This is a genomic window from Ferdinandcohnia jepli (assembly GCF_047246645.1).
GTDB lineage: Bacteria > Bacillota > Bacilli > Bacillales > Bacillaceae_L > Ferdinandcohnia.
Genome location: NZ_JBFOKR010000005.1, coordinates 181,897 through 200,076, shown reverse-complemented (window position 1 = coordinate 200,076; position 18,180 = coordinate 181,897). Strand labels below are relative to the sequence as shown.

At 36.0% G+C, this 18,180-nt stretch carries 20 protein-coding genes; 11 read left to right on the top strand and 9 right to left on the bottom strand.

The features are described from left to right. Positions 1 to 110: 110 nt before the first annotated feature. From AB3M96_RS07145 to AB3M96_RS07130, 4 genes are read right to left on the bottom strand one after another with little or no spacing between them, the layout of a single operon-like run. Complete coding sequence (locus AB3M96_RS07145) at positions 111 to 791, bottom strand: iron-containing redox enzyme family protein (protein ID WP_412966886.1); 681 nt, start codon at positions 789 to 791, stop codon at positions 111 to 113. Positions 792 to 802: 11 nt separating this feature from the next. Next, positions 803 to 1,828: a hypothetical protein gene (locus AB3M96_RS07140; RefSeq protein WP_412966885.1), complete on the bottom strand. Its 1,026-nt coding sequence runs from the start codon at positions 1,826 to 1,828 to the stop codon at positions 803 to 805. Next, the gene (locus tag AB3M96_RS07135) at positions 1,825 to 2,898 is read right to left on the bottom strand and encodes a DUF3419 family protein (protein ID WP_412966884.1); all 1,074 of its coding nucleotides are present in this window, start codon (positions 2,896 to 2,898) and stop codon (positions 1,825 to 1,827) included. Before AB3M96_RS07135 ends, AB3M96_RS07140 begins: the two co-directional genes overlap by 4 nt. Beyond that, positions 2,891 to 3,637: a hypothetical protein gene (locus AB3M96_RS07130; RefSeq protein ID WP_412966883.1), complete on the bottom strand. Its 747-nt coding sequence runs from the start codon at positions 3,635 to 3,637 to the stop codon at positions 2,891 to 2,893. Before AB3M96_RS07130 ends, AB3M96_RS07135 begins: the two co-directional genes overlap by 8 nt. Positions 3,638 to 3,961: 324 nt before the next feature. On the opposite strand from AB3M96_RS07130, the gene AB3M96_RS07125 reads away from it, so the two are divergent. From AB3M96_RS07125 to AB3M96_RS07100, 6 genes are all read left to right on the top strand, one after another. Beyond that, positions 3,962 to 4,582 carry a DUF47 domain-containing protein gene (locus tag AB3M96_RS07125; RefSeq protein WP_412966882.1) on the top strand — a complete coding sequence of 207 codons (621 nt, stop codon included), beginning with the start codon at positions 3,962 to 3,964 and terminating at the stop codon, positions 4,580 to 4,582. 14 nt (positions 4,583 to 4,596) lie between these two features. After that, on the top strand, positions 4,597 to 5,595 hold the full coding sequence (locus AB3M96_RS07120) for an inorganic phosphate transporter (protein ID WP_412966881.1): 999 nt from the start codon (positions 4,597 to 4,599) through the stop codon (positions 5,593 to 5,595). A 109-nt stretch (positions 5,596 to 5,704) separates the two neighbouring features. Beyond that, positions 5,705 to 6,148, top strand: a complete 444-nt coding sequence (locus AB3M96_RS07115) for a MarR family winged helix-turn-helix transcriptional regulator (protein WP_412966880.1) — start codon at positions 5,705 to 5,707, stop codon at positions 6,146 to 6,148. Positions 6,149 to 6,157: 9 nt separating this feature from the next. Then, positions 6,158 to 6,931 (top strand): CPBP family intramembrane glutamic endopeptidase, encoded by a 774-nt coding sequence (locus AB3M96_RS07110; protein ID WP_412966879.1) that lies wholly within the window; start codon positions 6,158 to 6,160, stop codon positions 6,929 to 6,931. Next, positions 6,909 to 7,973: a hypothetical protein gene (locus tag AB3M96_RS07105; RefSeq protein WP_412966878.1), complete on the top strand. Its 1,065-nt coding sequence runs from the start codon at positions 6,909 to 6,911 to the stop codon at positions 7,971 to 7,973. Before AB3M96_RS07110 ends, AB3M96_RS07105 begins: the two co-directional genes overlap by 23 nt. 176 nt (positions 7,974 to 8,149) lie before the next feature. Then, positions 8,150 to 8,434 (top strand): potassium channel family protein, encoded by a 285-nt coding sequence (locus AB3M96_RS07100; RefSeq protein WP_412966877.1) that lies wholly within the window; start codon positions 8,150 to 8,152, stop codon positions 8,432 to 8,434. Between the two features lie 128 nt (positions 8,435 to 8,562). On the opposite strand, the gene wrbA is transcribed toward AB3M96_RS07100, so the two are convergent. The 3 genes from wrbA to AB3M96_RS07085 all read right to left on the bottom strand — a co-directional run bounded on the left by wrbA (position 8,563) and on the right by AB3M96_RS07085 (position 12,901). Then, positions 8,563 to 9,174: an NAD(P)H:quinone oxidoreductase gene (gene wrbA / locus AB3M96_RS07095; protein WP_412966876.1), complete on the bottom strand. Its 612-nt coding sequence runs from the start codon at positions 9,172 to 9,174 to the stop codon at positions 8,563 to 8,565. Between the two features lie 87 nt (positions 9,175 to 9,261). Then, positions 9,262 to 10,008 (bottom strand): GTP cyclohydrolase II, encoded by a 747-nt coding sequence (locus AB3M96_RS07090; RefSeq protein ID WP_412966875.1) that lies wholly within the window; start codon positions 10,006 to 10,008, stop codon positions 9,262 to 9,264. Positions 10,009 to 10,129: 121 nt separating this feature from the next. Next, positions 10,130 to 12,901 carry a YhgE/Pip family protein gene (locus AB3M96_RS07085; RefSeq protein ID WP_412966874.1) on the bottom strand — a complete coding sequence of 924 codons (2,772 nt, stop codon included), beginning with the start codon at positions 12,899 to 12,901 and terminating at the stop codon, positions 10,130 to 10,132. A 255-nt stretch (positions 12,902 to 13,156) separates the two neighbouring features. Between AB3M96_RS07085 and AB3M96_RS07080 the strand changes: the two genes are divergently transcribed. The 3 genes from AB3M96_RS07080 (at position 13,157) to AB3M96_RS07070 (ending at position 15,581) form a co-directional block, all read left to right on the top strand. Next, positions 13,157 to 13,573, top strand: a complete 417-nt coding sequence (locus AB3M96_RS07080) for a MarR family winged helix-turn-helix transcriptional regulator (protein WP_412966873.1) — start codon at positions 13,157 to 13,159, stop codon at positions 13,571 to 13,573. A 73-nt stretch (positions 13,574 to 13,646) separates the two neighbouring features. Then, positions 13,647 to 14,855, top strand: coding sequence for an MFS transporter (locus AB3M96_RS07075; protein ID WP_412966872.1), 1,209 nt, complete (start codon positions 13,647 to 13,649; stop codon positions 14,853 to 14,855). Positions 14,856 to 15,017: 162 nt separating this feature from the next. Continuing rightward, positions 15,018 to 15,581, top strand: a complete 564-nt coding sequence (locus AB3M96_RS07070) for an FAD-dependent oxidoreductase (RefSeq protein ID WP_412966871.1) — start codon at positions 15,018 to 15,020, stop codon at positions 15,579 to 15,581. Positions 15,582 to 15,620: 39 nt separating this feature from the next. Here the strand turns inward: AB3M96_RS07070 and crcB (AB3M96_RS07065) are convergent, their stop codons facing one another. Together crcB (AB3M96_RS07065) and crcB (AB3M96_RS07060) are read right to left on the bottom strand one after the other, a co-directional pair. Continuing rightward, positions 15,621 to 15,977: a fluoride efflux transporter CrcB gene (gene crcB, locus AB3M96_RS07065; protein ID WP_412966950.1), complete on the bottom strand. Its 357-nt coding sequence runs from the start codon at positions 15,975 to 15,977 to the stop codon at positions 15,621 to 15,623. After that, positions 15,977 to 16,351, bottom strand: a complete 375-nt coding sequence (gene crcB, locus AB3M96_RS07060; protein WP_412966870.1) for a fluoride efflux transporter CrcB — start codon at positions 16,349 to 16,351, stop codon at positions 15,977 to 15,979. Before crcB (AB3M96_RS07060) ends, crcB (AB3M96_RS07065) begins: the two co-directional genes overlap by 1 nt. Positions 16,352 to 16,481: 130 nt before the next feature. Here crcB (AB3M96_RS07060) and AB3M96_RS07055 point away from each other — a divergent pair, with 130 nt between their 5' ends. Continuing rightward, a complete protein-coding gene (locus AB3M96_RS07055) occupies positions 16,482 to 17,309 on the top strand; it encodes an EcsC family protein (protein ID WP_412966869.1) in 828 nt (275 codons plus the stop codon). 218 nt (positions 17,310 to 17,527) lie between these two features. Then, positions 17,528 to 18,127 (top strand): hypothetical protein, encoded by a 600-nt coding sequence (locus tag AB3M96_RS07050; RefSeq protein WP_412966868.1) that lies wholly within the window; start codon positions 17,528 to 17,530, stop codon positions 18,125 to 18,127. Positions 18,128 to 18,180: the final 53 nt, after the last annotated feature.

Genomic DNA, 18,180 nt, shown 5'->3' with positions numbered 1-18,180 from the left:
TAGACATCCTGACCGCTTTTTTAAACCTTAGATATATATTTTCACATCCCATCAATAAGCTATGTTTCTCTCTAGTATCAGTAATAGTGCAAATCAGCTCTCATCCCTGCCTACCTCCGATAAAATTCTAGAATGTCAGTATACATTTTAGAATGATAGTACATACCTAACTGCAAACCTCTTTCTATCAATTGTTTACATTCTCCCTCATATTTTGTAGCAACGACCTCGTAGATTTCATTTGCATGTTGTACATCAAGCACTTCATGGTCTGTAAAATGCACAAGTGACTTGTTTTCACTTCCATAATTATGTTTGGCAAATTGACCAACAATAGGTGAGACACGTGCAACAATCTCTTCGATAACCCCTAGGGCGGCTAATCCTTCTAAATAATGATAATGAAGACATAAATCAGTTAATGCACGGTTATACGCTATTACCGGTATAATCGGCTCACTTTCTTCTATTTCTGAATCTGAAACTCCGATTCCTTTTAAAAACTCCTTATACGTAACACTATGAACATACTTTTCATTCATTTTCCCATGTTCTTCAAATAAGTTTTCTACAAGCGGCATTCTCATTCTGTAGTCAGACATGTTTGTTAATATCGCTGATAGGAATCTTGGAAAATAAAGAACAACCTGATAAATCTGAAGTGCAATGTCCTTTCGTTGTTGCTCACTAAATTCATCGTTTTTTAAAGCCACAAACAAAGGATGTTCCTCTATTTTTTCAGCTTCAAACATTGCTTCGGTAACTCTTTTTAATTCTATAAATCTCTCCATCTCTATTCCTCCTAAATTAATGTTAATTCGTGAAAATTTATTACAGTATCTCCTGGAAGGTCACCATAGCCATATGTTGTAGATGATAACTCAATGTGAAAAAGTCTTTTCCTCCATGTAACAGCATGTAATTCTGAAACTCCGAAAAACAAATAGGTGTATCGATGTTTATACTGGTTCTGAATGTAGGGAAGAAATGCCTCTCGGTAATCATATGTGCTATCTTTAGTAGCATAAAAAGCCATATACGCATGTTTAAATTCTTCATCCTTCCCCGGTAAAGAAGGACAACCAGTTAAGCGACATAGTAAATTAAGAATTTTAAAAGATAGAGGTGCATTTTCTGAGTACCTTAACTTCCTTGCTGCAGACTGATCAACAAGCTTACAAAGCGCCAGAGGTTCATTTTTTCTATTTTTTATGGTTAGGAAGATATCATTCTCTCCAAGAAAAAGTCTTTTATCGCAAGGGGCAAAGTTTTTGCCTTTGGACAGCTCTTGAAAGATTGGCCATGCTTCGTGTCCCTTTATTTCTTCAATATCATATTCAGCATTTTTTTGTCTCAGAGGTATAAACAGTGGAATTCCAATATGGACTGTTTTACCAATTGGTTTACCTCTTGGCAGTATGTCAGTATCTTTTGTAAACGATGATGAATTTTGATTACCGTCTAATACTGTGGAAAACATCCATTTAACCTCGCCTTCCTTCTCATATATCGAATGTAATTGTTGAAACATCCGATAAAAAGCCAAGGTCTTTTGGTAACTTGGATGTATTCGCAGGTCATTCAAGTAGTACGTTTTTGTGCATATCCCCCCAATGAGACGATAATGCATACTTACAGCAACACTGCCAATCAACTCTTTATTTTTGAATAATCCAAACTGCCTCGTCTCTCCGAACCCGTTGGATAAATGAAAGAAATTGGGTACACGATCTACATAAAACAAATCAGACCCAGTGTTTGTGGTGAATGATAGTTTTATCAATTCATCATTATAGGTTTCATCTAATTCAACCAATAAATATGTCATGTTAAACGCCCCACTGTTACTTTCTGATACAGCATGGATCGTTCTAATTGTTCAAAGTAGGATGATAGTTTTTTATCAACTATAAAATTCTTGTTAAAGTAATCTGGTAATCGGCTTGTGCTTAACATATTGCGATATAATACAATCGCATCAGTAGACTTCGCCTCCAGTATGCCATTACATATTTGCACCCTATCTTTTTCACTAGCCCAATCAAAAACATTGGAAAGATAGAATGCATCAATAGAATTCACTTTTTGTAAAAGTGAGTGAAGAGCTTCGTTATAGATATGAACCTTTTCAATATTTCGCTTCACAATTTCATAGCCGTGTTCAGACATATAATATGGAAGGCCTTCTGGCTCATTGTATAAATAAGATGAGAATAAAATTTGTGATAGAAAATAATTATTTTGAATTTGTTTCGTAGTGACCTCTTTCTCAAATTGCTTCATAAAGAAATTTCCAAAATCATTCTCACTTGCATTAGTGAACATAAAGGTCGGAAAGAATTGAAGATGAGTGGTTTTGCTTAGTAAAATCTTTACAGTTGTCTGCCATTCAAGTGTTGTTAGATACTTTTCATAAAAGGCAATTTGTTCTCCCAGGTCCCTCGACTCAAAAAGTAGTTTCCAGATTGATTCATCATAAAGATTTCTGCAGATATTTTCTCCAATAAACCTGTAAAAACGTTCGTTCACACCACAGTGATTAATACCTTGTTGTATGGATTCAGATTTATGTTCCCAGTAATTCCTTGTGGACTCCTGTAAATATTGCTCTAAATAACGAAACGTCTCGATACGTCTGTCATCAGGTGTCTCACCTATAAATGCCAGATATTCTTGTCTGCCTAAGTGCTGAATAGCAATCTTTTTTAATTCGATTAAGGCACATTGAGCAGGATTATAATCCACACAAATAACTTCTTTAATGTCATCCTTTAATAGTGAGAAAGCAGTACACCCACCTGATCCGACTACGACTAGTTTTTTGGGATTCTCTATACTGGATATCTCTCTTTCTACTAAACTATCTTCTCTTATCTGCGAAAAAAATAAATCAAACATAGTTCGTAGCCCCTTCTTCAAAACGTTTAAGAATTTCGTGTTTTGTCGTCTTCCAGTTACTCATTTTTTCTCTTCCTACTTTCAGTTGGTTAAGCAGTCCCATCCTTCCACCATCTTCATGTGGAACCATTGCGTAAAGTAAAATATTAGTTCCAGAAGTGAAATCTATATTTCTCAAACGTAACCAGGACTCAAGAGAAGAATGAATTTGCCTGCTCTGATACAGTGTTTCTTCCGATTGAGATGTGAATTGTTTAAAATTTATGTTCTGAATATGACTAAGATACTGTGAAAAGACCGCAACCTTTTTCTTATTTTCATCTGGTATGCCGACATGTTTGAAGGCTGGATATGCATAATCTTCGAACAACGCTTTAAAAAGGATTAGTACCTCTGGATTTTGTATTTCAGCTAAAAGATGAATGTTTTTGGTTTGATGTCTTACCACTGCATCATTAAGGGATGTTAAAAATAAGTCCAAGAAACAACTCATCTTTGAAAACATTGGTCCATAATAGACAAAAATTTCATCATTATGTTGGAACTCTTGAATGAATTGGAATGCACATAACCTACCGGCCATTCTCGCACTTACTACACTGTTGTACATAGTAAACCGGTCCATTATATAAGAATCCTGTATCTTACTAACTTTTTGTGAGAATCTAACCATATCAACTTTTTCTTGCTTACTTACAGAAGTTGTTTGTTTTGTCTCGATATCTAAACTCCACTTCATTTCTATCCCTTCCTTTTAATAAACAGTCAGTTACTAAAAGTGTAAAATTACACTCAAAAACACCTTATGTGTAATTTTACACTTTTATGAATATATTTCAAGTTACTTTATAAAACTTTTTAAAAATAAACAAATCGCCTATCTTAAACTGTCCGCCTGAGGTGGACAAACTGATCAAAATGTCTTTTTGTGGTGCCTGACACCACAAAAAGACATTCGTCAAATATTACATTTTTGTAAATTCAGTGAAAATAAGTTGTAAATTCGACAGTTTTAGATAAAAATAAACAATGGATTTCATTTTTTTATTGGAGGCAAAACACTATGTTGTTTGAGAAGAAAAAGGATGTATTTTTCGAGTCACTTACTGCTATTTCCACAAATCTTAAAGAGGCAGCTGATTACTTTGTTCAATTTAAGATTAAAGATGTAAGTGATTTACCTACGTTCTCTACCGAAATGAAGAGTTTTGAGAAAAAAGGGGACGAAATCATCCATAAATTAATCACTGCACTTAATAAATCCTTTATTACACCGATCGAGCGTGAGGACATCCTACAGTTAGCAATGAAAATGGATGATGTTCTTGATGGTATGGAGCAATGTGCATCTCGTTTTGATATGTATACAATGACAGAAATTGATGACTATATGAGAGAGTACGCTGATTACATTCACAAAAGCACAATCGAGATTTTCCATGCAATAGAATTTTTATCCGCAAAGAAACTATTAGATATGAGAACACATGCCATTAAAATTAATGATTACGAATCTCATTGTGATGAACTTTTACGTACTTCAATTAAAGAACTTTTTACAAAAGAAACAAACCCAATTAAAATAATTCAACTAAAGGAAATTTATGAGATTCTCGAAGGTATTTCTGATTACTGTGAGGATGTTGCTGATACACTCGAAACAATTATCATGCGAAATGCGTAAGGGGATCTTAATAGATGGATACTTTATTTATACTAACGATTTTAATTATTTTCTTTGCACTAGCATTCGACTTCATTAACGGATTTCATGACACTGCTAATGCAATTGCTACTAGCGTTTCTACAAAGGCTCTAAAACCTAGAGTTGCAATAGTACTCGCAGCATCTATGAACTTTCTGGGAGCAATAAGCTTTACAGGAGTAGCTAAAACAATTACAAAGGACATTGTTGATCCTTTTGCGATTGAAAATGGGACAGTTGTCATCTTGGCTGCCCTCCTTTCCGCTATTGCCTGGAACTTGATTACTTGGTACTACGGAATCCCAAGTAGTTCGTCACATGCATTAATTGGATCTATTGCAGGTGCTGCCATTTCCGCAGCAGGTGTGGGAATCCTAAACTATGGAGGCTTTATAAAAATATTACAAGCACTCATAATTTCTCCATTTATTGCATTAGCTGTTGGATTCCTAATGATGAGTCTTTTTAAAACTATATTTAAAAATACGACCCTCTATAAAACCAATAAAGGATTTCGTATTTTTCAAATCTTCACAGCTTCACTTCAAGCCTTTACTCATGGTACAAACGATGCACAAAAAGCAATGGGTATCATGACAATGGCATTAATTGCTGGTGGTTTTACAACATCCACAGACATTCCTTTATGGATACGTATTGCTGCAGCAACTGCAATGGGACTAGGAACATCAATTGGTGGATGGAAGATTATTAAAACAGTTGGCGGTAAAATCATGAAAATTAGACCTGTTAATGGTGCCGCTGCCGACCTATCATCCGCATTAATTATATTCGGAGCAACAACAATTCATCTCCCTGTTAGTACAACACATGTCATCTCCTCAGCAATTATGGGTGTTGGATCTGCACAACGTGTAAAAGGGGTTAAATGGGGAGTTGCTCGTAAAATTGTGTTAACATGGGTCATTACACTTCCAATATCAGCAATACTTGCAGCTTTAATTTATCAAATCATTAACATTTTTTTCTAAAAGGTGGCAAATGCCGCCTTTTTTTGTTGCCAAAATTTATATTTAAGTTTACAATATATTTAAGGTAACTAAAATGTTAATTATACTTAATTATAAAGGAGGGTTAATTATGGATATTAAAAATTACACGAAAGAAACATTTAAATTATTAGATAAAGTTAACTCACTCTTACTTAGAGAATTTGAATCTATTCTCCAATACGAATTAACGCCAAAGCAATCAATGTTAATTCAATTTGTACATATTGCAAAGACAATTACAGTTAATGAATTAGCCCTGCAGATGAATACTACTGCAAGTGCCGTGAGTCAATTGCTTAATAAACTTGAAAAAGAAGATTACATAAAAAGAGAAATCAACCCAGAGAATCGTCGTGAAATTCTTATTTCACTTGGACTTAATGGCCTAAAGCTTTATGAAGAGTACGACAAGATTGACCAAAGAGTCATCGATAAGTATTTTTCAAAATTAACAACAGATGAAATGGTTCAATTTAGAGCAGTCATTGAGAAGCTCCATACAATCATTACAGACGAAAATGATAAAGGATAGGTGACGATTATGGTGTGGTTTCTCACTCTCTTACTGACTATTAGTTGTATTCCCGGTATTCTGTTTATGCTAAGTTCAGAGAAGAAGATTCTATCTTCTTCTGAAGAGGATATACCATTACTAACCAGAGTTATTACACATATTCTTGCTGTTGTACTTTTTTCTTTAGCAGGTTCCTTTTTTGCAATTAAAACGAACCTTGTTGACCCATTTACAAAAGGTATTTTAGATGGAACATTTAGTTGGCAACATTTTACCGAGCTGATGCAAACCGGGGTAACCTACGGTCTTATTTGTTCCATTGCAAATATCGCAGCCTATTACTTTATCTTTAAGAGAGCTGTTGATGCGGATTCTTTTAATAAAATTGAACAGCATTATCAAAACATGGGCATTGGTGCTCGTATTTTTTATGGGGGAGTTATTGAGGAAATCATTTTCCGTCTTGGAATAATGGGTTTTATTATTTGGCTAGGCTCAATGATCCTAAGTACAAACAATAATATTCTCATTTGGGTTGCCATACTCATTTCAAGTATCCTATTTGCACTAGCTCATGTACCTGGAATCTCATCTATGGGATTGAAAAAGACTCCTGCGATCATGATCTATGCTCTTGGTGGAAATATTTGGGTAGGGATATGGTGTGGTCTTGCATTCCTACAAGCAGGAATATTCGCAGCAATTGTTGTTCATATTCTGTTTCACTTGCTTTGGTATCCAATACAGATGAATTCAAATAAACAAAGGGGGAGTTTACATGGTACAATCATCAAAAAGTAAAACAATTATTATCTTCATCTTAATTGCTCTAGCAATTCTTAGTTGTAATTATATTGTGATGACAACAGATATTGTTGGCCCAATTGATGATTTGATGATTATTGCTTCATTAATTGACTTAACCATTGTCCTTCCATTGTTTTTCTATATTTTAGTCGTCAGAAACCGTTTCTCCATTATTACCCTACTTCCAGTAGTAATTGGTGGTTTCTGGTTTTCCTACTTCATAGTTCCTCATCATGAACTTGCTGTTTTCTCATACGTTAAATATAGTATCTATGCCTTAGAAGCCATTTTTATCGCTATTGAATTGGCACTAGGTATTATTTTATTACGTAAAATTCCAACGCTTATAAGGAACTACAAAAAAAGAAAAGAGCTAGATTTCTTTTTTTCGACTACTCTACGTAATGCATTCCGTGAAACATTTGGCCAGAAAAAGTTTGCAGACATTCTAGTGTTTGACTTCTCAATCTTTTACTATGGACTATTTGTCTGGAAAAAGAAATGGCAACCAAACGAGAACGTCGGAGAGGTATTTTCTTTTCATACAAAGTCAGGGTATTTTGGAATCTTCATTATGCTAGTTCATGCGATGGTCATTGAGGTGATTGGAGTTCATTTCTTAATCGCTCAATGGAGTACAACCGCTGCTTGGATATTCACTGCTTTTGATGTATATGCGTTGCTATGGATTATTGCAGACTATCATGCAGTGCGCCTTTCTCCTATCGTATTATCAAATGGTAGACTTTACGCTCAAGTAGGGGTTCGTAGAGGAATCGAAGTTAACTTAGATAATATTAAATCAGTATCTTCTACAATAACTGATAAGAAAAGTAGAAATCGCGAAAAAAATAGCTTTGCTATCACACTTCCTGATTTCTTTGAAGAAGATCCGCAATTTGAAATTGAACTGAAAGAACCAACAATAGCAATTCTTCCTTTCGGAAAACAAAAAGAAATTACAAAATTGTATGTAACCGTTGATGAAAAAGATAAATTTCAGCACATGCTTAACTCCGTAACAGAAGTAAATTAAGCAGATAGAGAACTCACTCTTGGAAGGCTAGTCTATTCTGTATATTTTCTAATATACATGTAGAAAGGCTATCAGGGATGTGAGTTCTTTTGTTTTCTTATATTAATCGAAAAAAATCACTGTATAGGGCATTAATATTCTTAATTGTTTACTTAAACACACTATTAACTTTCACTGTGATATATATATTATTAGATGTGTTTAACCTGGGTGAACTACATGACCATTATGCTTCTGATTCACACCAAGGACAATCCATTGATATGATTACACGGTCTTTGTATTTTAGTGCCATTACACTACTATCTGTTGGCTATGGAGATGTAACTCCATTTGGTTTAGCAAGAGCCTTTGCCATTATTGAAGCTCTTATAGGATATTTATTACCGGTTGTAATCGTGATACAATTTCTCCCACCCTTTTTAAGTAGAGGGGAAGAGGATAATTTTCCTTACAATTAGAAAACTCGGAGATTGCCGACCTTTAGCGACAGCAGAGCCGTAGTTGCCCTTATGCAGATAGGAAAGAATTTTATACTTTTCTATCTGCATAATAAGAGCTAGCCTCCTTGGCTAGCTTTATGTGAATATCATTGTGTACCCTTTTTTATATATTCAGCAATTGTAACAGTACGCTTCGCCTGGTGCTTAACTGCAGCTTCAACATCTTCTACTATGTTTCCATTTTGGTCTACTGTTGCACTTGTTCCATATGGATTTCCACCTGCTGCGAAAATGGATTGATCTGTATAGCCTGTTGGGACAATAATTGCACCCCAGTGATACATTGAATTATATAAGCTTAACAATGTAGATTCATGTCCACCATGAGCGTTACTTGTTGTAGCCATTGCGCTCACCACTTTGTTTACCAATTTACCGTTAAACCATAAACCGCCTGTAGTATCTAAAAACTGCCTCATTTGCGCCGGCATGTTACCGAATCTTGTAGGCACGCTGAAAATAATGGCGTCTGCCCATTCAAGGTCATCTAATTTTACTTCTGGTACATCCTTGGTTTCATCATAATGTGCTTTCCAAGCCGGGTTAGATTCAATTGCCGCTTGCGGAGCTAACTCTGGTACTTTTAACACTTTCACTTCAGCTCCAGCTTCCTTTGCACCGTCTGCTGCCATGTTGGCAAGCTTATAATTCGTGCCAGTCGAGCTATAGTAAATAATTGCTAAATTTACTCCAGTCATTTTTCATTCTCTCCTTATGTATTTAATTTTTAAAATTTCATTTTAGTATTGCGCTTTCCCACTCCTCATATGCATACACCAAAAGTTTTATAAAGGCTGCTCATCCTGGGCCATTTCAACAAAATGCCCTGAACGTTCAATTTTTGTTTTTAAATATTTTTTATTAAACTCAGATACATCGCCCCAAATTGGCATACGTTCTGACACATTCATCCCTGCATTTTTTAACGCATTCAACTTTCTTGGGTTATTAGTTATTAATGAAACTGGTTTTGAACGTAGCACTTTCAAAACCTCGATGGCATCATCATAATTTCTTGCGTCATCAACAAAACCAAGCTTAATATTGGCTTCCACAGTATCCAATCCGTTTTCCTGTAACACATATGCCATCGCTTTACTGAACAAACCAATGCCCCGACCTTCATGATTTGCTAGATAAAATAATGCTCCGGAACCATGGTCTCTTATTATTCGCATTGATTCTTTCAACTGAAATCCACAATCACAACGCTTGCTTCCAAAAATATCACCGGTGTGACAAATACTATGCATACGGATAAGTGCTTCTTCTGAATGTTCAAAGTCTCCATAAACTAAAACACTTGATTGCTGCATCTCAGCCAAATTCGAAGCGGATAACTTTTCAATGATTCGATTGATATCTTCAGTTACCTCATCACAAAGTAACCAGCAGTACCATTTAAATATGACGGTTTCACCATCTAAATTTACTGGAAGTTTTATTGGCCCTACTAAATATATAGCTTTTTCTCCTTTACGGATTAGCTGAATCTTATCTTCTAAAATGGAAATGATGTCTTTTGTAATCACAATAAATCCCCCCATGATTCTTTCTGATTACAAGTAGTATTTGAATTTTGAAAGGGATTATCCCAAGTGTAAATTAAAAACCCGATTAAGCCTCTGATTGAGGTTAATCGGGTTTTGGTTTTTATTCTTCTACTACCTTTTTACCGTTAAATAAGAATACTCCTAGAGCTAATACAGCGAATATTGCGAAGTAAATAAATAATACTCCGAGATTCGACCACATAAAGCCGCTATCATTTAGTGAAATGATCGACTTAAATCCTGCATTTGAGTATGTTAATGGTAAGAATTGGCTTAGATTACGTAAATTTTCAGGTAACATTTCAATTGGCAGGTTTGCACCTGTAATTGATAGCTGCAATACAATAAACGTTAGTGCAGCAAAACGACCAATGTTACCGCCTAATGCTACGAGGAAGAAAATGATTGTCATGAATGTCATACTTACGAAAATCGTAAACAGGATAAACGAAAACGCACTTCCCACCTGGAGCTTTAGGAACAGCAACGCAAAAATTGAAACAAGTAAAGCTTGAGTAATTGCGAAAATAGAAAGCTTCATATATTTACTTGCAAACCAGCTTACTTTTGAAACTGGTACATCTGCAGGCTTCTTAAAGTCTACTACAAATGACATAATAAGCATTCCTACAAACAATGCAAGTGAAATAATATATGGTGCAGTTGAATCTCGATAATACTGATATCCATTCACCTTTTCACCAACTGTTTTAACTGGTGAAGAGAACATTGAAATATTAGTGTCAGTAGCATTTATACCACCAGTTTTTTCAGCACCATCGCTTAAACCGCTATTTAACTCTCCGCTGCCGTCTTTAATCTTACCTACCCCATCATTGATTTGAGTAGCACCATCAGTTAAATCGCCCCAACCTGTTTTAACAGTTTGAGTACCATCACTTACTTGCTTCATACCTGCATGGAGTTTACTAGCTCCTGCAGATAGTTGCTGCCAGCCTGTGTTTACAGTGGCATTACCCACAGCAATTTGTGAAGTACCCGCTTGAAGCTGTGTAACTCCACCTGTTAGGGTTTGCCAGCCTGTGTTAACTGTTTGATTGCCGGCTGCGATTTGCTTAGAGCCTGCATTTAACTCAGTTGCACCTGATGTTAGTGCTTTCCAACCTGTGTTAACGTCTGCTGTACCTGCACTTATTTGAGTTGTACCCTCTTTTAAATCTGATACTCCTGCAGTAAGTTCTTTCCAACCTACGTTAACTGTGTGGTTTCCACCTGCAATTGATTTGGCACCCTCATTCATGACAGGGATCTGTTCTAGCATTGTGCTCCATGAAGCGTCTAATTGTGTAGTGCCTTCTGCAAGTCTCGTAAATCCTGGAATCAACTCATTGTTAATACTTGTAGATAATTGGGTTTGACCAGCAACAAGAGCAGCAATACCATTTTTAAGAGTTTCTGGTTTATCTGGTTCAAAAATGCCTTTTTCAAGTGCTTCAACACCTGGTTTAAGAGCAGTATCTATACCTGTAATAACATTATTAATTCCATTCTCTAAATCCTTACTTCCTTGGACTAATTCTGCAAAAAGTGGGTCAGCAGCAAGTAATGGATGCTTTGAATATGCCTCTAATCCTTCTGCTAACCTCTTCGAACCTTCTGATAGCTCCCCTACACCATCTCTAAGTCCACCTACCCCAGCATTTAAACCTCGAACACCTGGTAAGATTTTATCATCAATACTCTTTTGAACACTTTGTAATCCACCTAATACCAGCTCAGCTCCACCTTTTAACCTAGGTCCACTTTGTTCTAATGCCAAAGCACCTTGATGAAGCTCAGTTATACCATCAGAACCAGCAGTAACCTTATCTAACAAGCTCTGAACACCAGCAGAAAGATCCTTTGATCCAGCAGCGAGTGTTTCAATGTTTTTCGAACTTTCGTTTAACTTGCTTAATAAAGTTGCAGTCCCAGCATCAGCAGCTGCAGCACCTTCTGCAAGCCTAGTAATATCAGGCTGTTTCACAGTCAAGTTAGTCAAAAGTTCTTTCGTTCCTGCTTCAAGATCCTTAGACCCCTTAGCCAGCGCAGCAATATCCCCAGACTTCCCTTTCAAATTACTTAAAATCTCACCCGCTCCATCATTAGCCGCCTTTGCACCTGCAGCTAGCTTGGCGATGTCTCCCTTTTTGCCTGTAAGGTTGCTAAGTAATTCTCCAGTACCAGCTTCAAGCTCCTCTGCACCCGCAGCAAGCTTATCGATATCTGGTGCTTTTTCTTCTAAGGAATCTACCATTGTAGATGTTCCTTCGTGAAGTTCTTCTGAACCAGAGTGAATTTGCTCAGAGCCATCGGCAGCAGATTTGAAACCGTTTGCAATTTCACCTAATTGAGAGAAAAGGTTTTTTGCATAGGTTTCTGTAATTTGGTTGCCTAATTGTTCACGAATTCTTTCTGTGGCACTATTTGTTACTTGTGATGCCATAAAATTTAGACCTTCGTTTTGGATATAACGAAGCTCTGGAATTTGAGGATTTTCATCTAACACTGTTGTAATCTTCTCTGAAAAATCCTCTGGGATTTCAATAACCATGTAATAATCTTGGTTTTCTAGTCCCTTCTGCGCTTTTTCTTCACTAACAAATTGGAAGCCAAGCGTCATACTTTCTTTCATACTTGCAACTAAATCTTCACCAACGTTAATCGGTTCATCCCCTGACATACCACCTTTATCTTTGTTGACTACAGCAACAGGTAAGTTTGAAAGGTTGTCGTACGGTGACCATGTTGCAGATAACAGAATTCCTGCATAAACAATTGGAACGAGCAATACAGCGATAACTGAAAGCAAGATTCCCTTTCTCTTTGTCAGTTTTGCAAGATCTGCTCTGAGTAGGTTGAATGCATTCATAGAAAGCCCCCTTACATTTTTTATTTAATCAATAATGAATGAATACTCATTCATAATATTCAATCATTACTGACTTTTCTTAATATTCTAAGTGTAATGTGGAAAATCCTTCTAAAAAATGCAAATGTCGAATAATATTTTTGATGTCAATACATGTCGACCTGAATTTCCAGCGATAAAACTTGCATTTTCTATTATATAAATGATATAGTTACCTAGGTAACTAATTCGGTGTATATTATCTGAGGTGATATGATGCAATCAAAACACAAGCTCTTTCATGCTGTTCATCAACTATCACGTCAACTTACAAAGCATGTAAATGAAACATTAGAACCATTTGGACTATTTAGTGCACAATGGTCGGTTTTATATGTATTAAAAACGAAGGGTACATTAACACAATCCGAGCTATGTGAATACTTATCCGTTGAAAAGCCACCTATGACACGTACAATTCAAAAGCTTGTAAATCTCGGGTATGTTCAACAAATAACTGGAGAAGACAAACGTAGAAAAAATATTGAATTAACGGAGAAAACATTAACTGAATATCCAAATTGGGAAAGAGCCATGCAACGAATGAATGAAAAACTACTTGAACATTTTCCTAAAGAATCACAAGAACAATTAACAGAGCTTTTAAAAGAATGGTCAACTCAAATTAAATAACCAACATTTACTCAGTGGAGGACCTTGTCCCCACTTTTTATTGTGGTTCAAAACTTCAACAGGGGGAAAACAAATGGGAAAACAAAAACTCTGGACAAAGGATTTTATTAATATTTCATTGAGTAATTTCTTTGTCTTTTTAAATTTTTATTTTTTACTGGTTTCATTACCGGTTTATACATTAGGTGATTTAGGTGGAAATGAGCTGGAAGCAGGACTAATGATAACTGTATTCTTATTCTCAGCTATCATCGTTCGTCCCTTTGCTGGTCAATGGCTGAACACATTGGGAAAAAGAAAAACCTTCATGCTTTCCTTACTAATATTCATGGTGTCATCATTCTTATATTTCCTACCAAATTCAAGTTATACTGTGTTACTTCTTCGTTTCTTTCACGGAATTGGTTTTGGGATGGCTACTACTGCTGCTGGAGGAATCGTTGCAGATATTGTGCCAGATTCACGTAAGGGTGAAGGAATGGGGTACTTTATCATGTCAAATAACTTAGCAATGGTAATTGGACCCTTCCTCAGTTTAACAGTGATGAATAAATATGGGATGGATAGTGTTTTTATTCTAAGTATAGTGTGTGCTGTTATTGCTTTCGGAACTGGCTACTTTATCAAAATACCAGAATTGCCAATTGCCAAAACTACTACAAAAACAAAACTCAGTTTTTCAGACTTGTTTGAGATACCTGCGTTACGAATTGCAATTGTTGGTGGACTCTTCGGTCTAGTTTATTCTTCCATTCTTTCCTTTGTTTCCGTTTATGCTCAGGAATCTGGTTTAGTAGAGGTCTCAAGCTTCTTTTTCGTTATTTACGCTGCTGTTCTGTTACTCTCAAGACCGTTTACAGGTAAGTGGTTTGACCTATACGGTGCAAATGTGATTATTTATCCTGCAATCGTATTGTTTGCGATTGGGATGTTACTTTTAGGACTCACAAGTAATCCGGTATTGTTTTTAGTTTCTGCCGCTTTGATTGGTCTAGGTTGGGGTACATTATTTCCTAGTTTCCAAACAATTGCAATACAACAAGCTGCGCCAAATCGAAGGGGTACTGCGACGGCTACCTTTCTCTCTATATTTGATACTGGTATTGGCGTAGGTTCTTCTATTGTCGGAATCATTGGAGCAAGAATTGGCTTTGGATCCTTTTATTTTTACAGCTCATTTTACGTTTTATTTGGAATTCTTCTGTATTATTTTATACATGATAAAAAGATGAAACTTTCATTAAAACATAAACAGACTTCTGAAGTTTCATCTACAATGTAAAACAGTAGGACATAAGGTTCTTAATCTTATGTCCTTTTTTCTACCCATAAGACTCCTATTTTTGTCGACTTGGCACTTCCTTAAAGCAGAAAATTAGATTCCCACATTTGAAACCGCTATAATTATTGTTGAATACTAATTTACATAAGGGGTGTTTACGCAATGTTTGATGTTATTATCGTTGGTGCAGGTCCTGCAGGAGCAAGTGCAGCTCTATTTACAGCAAAAGCTGGAAAAAAGACATTACTAGTAGATAGTGATAAAGGTATGACAAAACGTGCATGGGTTGAAAACCATTACGGTGTTATGGAAATTGAAGGCCCTGAACTTGTTGAAATTGGAAAAAAACAAGCAGCTAAATTTGGTGCAGAAGTTGTTCAGAATGAAGTTACTTCTATTGAAAAAGTGGATAATGGCTTTAAAATAAGCACTAATAACGGTGATTTCGAAGCAAAACATGTAATCCTAGCAACTGGTGTTTCTACTGATTTAGCATCATCTATAGGTGTAGCAACAAAAGCAGGCACAGAGCCACGCATTAAGACAGTCCTAGATGTAGATGCATCAGGTAAAACAAATGTAGATGGCATTTGGGCAGCAGGAACTTGTGCAGGAGTAAGTGTTCATACCATTATTACTGCTGGTGACGGCGCGAAAGTAGCTATTAACCTAGTTAGTGAAATGAATGGTGAACGTTATGTTGACCATGATTTATTAAAAAACTAAACAAAGCAAAAACCAGGTATGAAGTGCTCCTACCTGGTTTTATATTGTAATAAGAATGCCTATATATGCCGTCATAGTACATAATATAATCGAACTACTTATATACAGTAACCCTTCTCTTTTTCTTCTCTCAAGTAATAATTGAATTGCCTCATAACCAAAGGTCGAAAAAGTTGTAAATGCTCCACAATATCCAATACCGAATAAAAGCCAAACCCACTCTGAGATACTATGAGATAAATAAAGACTAGAAAGGATTCCTAGTAAAAACGAACCTGCCATATTGATCAGTAAAGTTGCATACGGAAACTTCTTCCCTATCTTTTTGGTAATCCAAATTCCGATTCCGTATCTACTTGCGGCTCCTAACGATCCTCCCAATCCAACCAAGATCATCAAGACTGTTCACCTATCTTTCTTTGAGAAAGTCGATAGCCACCATATGAAAGAACCATTCCTAAAATTCCGCTAATCAAAATATAGATTAATGCAGAAATAACCTTACCAGCCTCCATTAAATGAATAACTTCTACGGAAAAAGTAGAAAATGTGGTAAATGACCCAATAAAGCCAGTACCAAATAATAATAGTAGCTTGGGGTCTATTCTATTTGAGGTTGCTGATAAAAACCAACCAAGTACAAAACAACCAATCAGATTTACTGTTAGCGTTCCAATTGGAAAACCATTTACTGTTATTAGCCATTCACCAAGCAAATATCTCAAAATAGCTCCAAAGAACCCCCCGACCATAACCATGATTACATTCATTTTCAACACGTCCTAAGTCTTAATAAAGAGATTATATCATGTTGTCTTTTTATTAGTTGAAACCATTTTTTAAAATATACGTATTACAACTATCAACTCTAAAGCAATCTTATAAAGAAGGGTGAACGTTATGGAATCAATACAGACTCTTGAAGAGGAATTAAAAAGAATAGAAAAGTGGGAAAAGGATCAATCTGGGCTATTTTTTTGGGAACGAATAAGCCGTCTCCCTTTTAAAATTTTAGATAAAATTACACCAAAGTTTGTACATGAAAAAATTGGTGTTTTATTAGACGAAGTTGGAAGTTATATTCAAACCGGTGGCAAATATCTTATCCAAGAAAAGACAATCTTTTCTCTTGTTGAAAAAAAGACGAAGACCCCTATCTCAAGTATTACTGATATTAAAAACATACCGATTCATTCAATGGACGAAATAAGTAAGGAGCATGCAGAAACATGGTCAACTGTAGCGACAATTCAAGGTGCTACAACAGGAATCGGTGGTATTTTTACGTTAGCAATAGACATACCCGCTCTACTTGGAATGTCCTTGAAAACTCTTCAAGAAATTGCACTGATACATGGCTATGATCCAAAAGAAAAGAGTGAAAGAGTATTTATTATTAAATGTCTGCAATTCTCAGCAGCCGATATAGTTGGAAAACAGGCAATTCTAAAGGAACTTACAAGCTTTTACCAGGAAGATAAAAACTCCTACGAAATGATGTCGCAACTGCAAGGCTGGCGTGAAGTTGTTTACACATACCGAGATAATTTTGGTTGGAAAAAGCTTTTTCAAATGATTCCTATCGCTGGGATTATCTTTGGAGCAATAACAAACCGCTCAATGATTCAGGAGCTTACTGAAGTTGGGAACATGTTATATCGAAAACGAAGAATTATGGAAAGATTGTATCTGGAGAAAGAAAAACAACAACAAGATGATGTTGTGTAACTTTTAATTTTAAGCGCTAACTATTTGATTTTCTTGGTTAGCGCTTTTTTCTATCACCATTCTTTTTATAAGCATGTTCCCCCTTTTTTTGCAGGAGACCTGAAACCTCTCCATCTTCCAGTATTACTACTTTAGCAGTAAATCCCCCAACATAACTCACGTTTCCCCAAAAAAGCGAATACGATACAAGGAGACTTAAAACGAAAGGTGACTTTACTATGAAGTGGAAAAATTATGGTTTATGGGTCTCACTTGCATCTATACTTTACATGGTATTTCGAGACCTGGGAGTTCAAATAGATTTAACAACTTGGGAAACATATGTTACTGCCGTACTAGGCATATTAGCAACACTAGGAATTGTTTCAAATCCTGACAAAGGAAAAGGATTCTTTGACAAGGTTCCTACGTCACCAACTGAAGCAATAGCCCAAGTAGCACAGCATCTCCAGAATCAAGGTCAACAAAATCAACAAACAGGTTCAAACCTGCAAAACCTGAACCAACCAATGGAAAATCAGCAAATGGGGATCCCACAACAAAACGCAGAACAGTCATTCCAAGGACAACTACACACTCAACAAAGCCAACCACTTGATTCGCAAAAAAGCTATAACCCAAATAATTACTCTAACACTTCACCTTCATCACCACAACAATCACAAGATACAGAACCATCAAGTGTACCTTCTGAGATGTATGACGAATCGCAATCCATTCCAAATGACAGCTTACAAGATGCACACCCAACAAACCAATCAACACTTGATCGAGACTCTGTTCATGGCATGCCACCACCACCTAATGAAAGAATGTAATTAAGAAAAGCGCAAGCGCCTTGGAACAAGGAACATCGACTAAAAAGCCGCCA

Excerpts from the sequence above, each read along its gene's own strand:
- AB3M96_RS07145 (WP_412966886.1), bottom strand. The coding sequence starts at position 791 with ATGGAGAGATTTATAGAATTAAAAAGAGTTACCGAAGCAATGTTTGAA.
- wrbA (WP_412966876.1), bottom strand. The coding sequence starts at position 9,174 with ATGACTGGAGTAAATTTAGCAATTATTTACTATAGCTCGACTGGCACG.
- AB3M96_RS07110 (WP_412966879.1), top strand. The coding sequence starts at position 6,158 with ATGGTGTGGTTTCTCACTCTCTTACTGACTATTAGTTGTATTCCCGGT.
- AB3M96_RS07085 (WP_412966874.1), bottom strand. The coding sequence starts at position 12,901 with ATGAATGCATTCAACCTACTCAGAGCAGATCTTGCAAAACTGACAAAG.
- AB3M96_RS07130 (WP_412966883.1), bottom strand. The coding sequence starts at position 3,637 with ATGAAGTGGAGTTTAGATATCGAGACAAAACAAACAACTTCTGTAAGT.
- AB3M96_RS07055 (WP_412966869.1), top strand. The coding sequence starts at position 16,482 with ATGGAATCAATACAGACTCTTGAAGAGGAATTAAAAAGAATAGAAAAG.
- AB3M96_RS07135 (WP_412966884.1), bottom strand. The coding sequence starts at position 2,898 with ATGTTTGATTTATTTTTTTCGCAGATAAGAGAAGATAGTTTAGTAGAA.
- AB3M96_RS07080 (WP_412966873.1), top strand. The coding sequence starts at position 13,157 with ATGCAATCAAAACACAAGCTCTTTCATGCTGTTCATCAACTATCACGT.
- AB3M96_RS07075 (WP_412966872.1), top strand. The coding sequence starts at position 13,647 with ATGGGAAAACAAAAACTCTGGACAAAGGATTTTATTAATATTTCATTG.
- AB3M96_RS07140 (WP_412966885.1), bottom strand. The coding sequence starts at position 1,828 with ATGACATATTTATTGGTTGAATTAGATGAAACCTATAATGATGAATTG.
- AB3M96_RS07120 (WP_412966881.1), top strand. The coding sequence starts at position 4,597 with ATGGATACTTTATTTATACTAACGATTTTAATTATTTTCTTTGCACTA.
- AB3M96_RS07125 (WP_412966882.1), top strand. The coding sequence starts at position 3,962 with ATGTTGTTTGAGAAGAAAAAGGATGTATTTTTCGAGTCACTTACTGCT.
- crcB (WP_412966950.1), bottom strand. The coding sequence starts at position 15,977 with ATGATCTTGGTTGGATTGGGAGGATCGTTAGGAGCCGCAAGTAGATAC.
- AB3M96_RS07115 (WP_412966880.1), top strand. The coding sequence starts at position 5,705 with ATGGATATTAAAAATTACACGAAAGAAACATTTAAATTATTAGATAAA.
- AB3M96_RS07070 (WP_412966871.1), top strand. The coding sequence starts at position 15,018 with ATGTTTGATGTTATTATCGTTGGTGCAGGTCCTGCAGGAGCAAGTGCA.
- AB3M96_RS07050 (WP_412966868.1), top strand. The coding sequence starts at position 17,528 with ATGAAGTGGAAAAATTATGGTTTATGGGTCTCACTTGCATCTATACTT.
- crcB (WP_412966870.1), bottom strand. The coding sequence starts at position 16,351 with ATGAATGTAATCATGGTTATGGTCGGGGGGTTCTTTGGAGCTATTTTG.
- AB3M96_RS07105 (WP_412966878.1), top strand. The coding sequence starts at position 6,909 with ATGGTACAATCATCAAAAAGTAAAACAATTATTATCTTCATCTTAATT.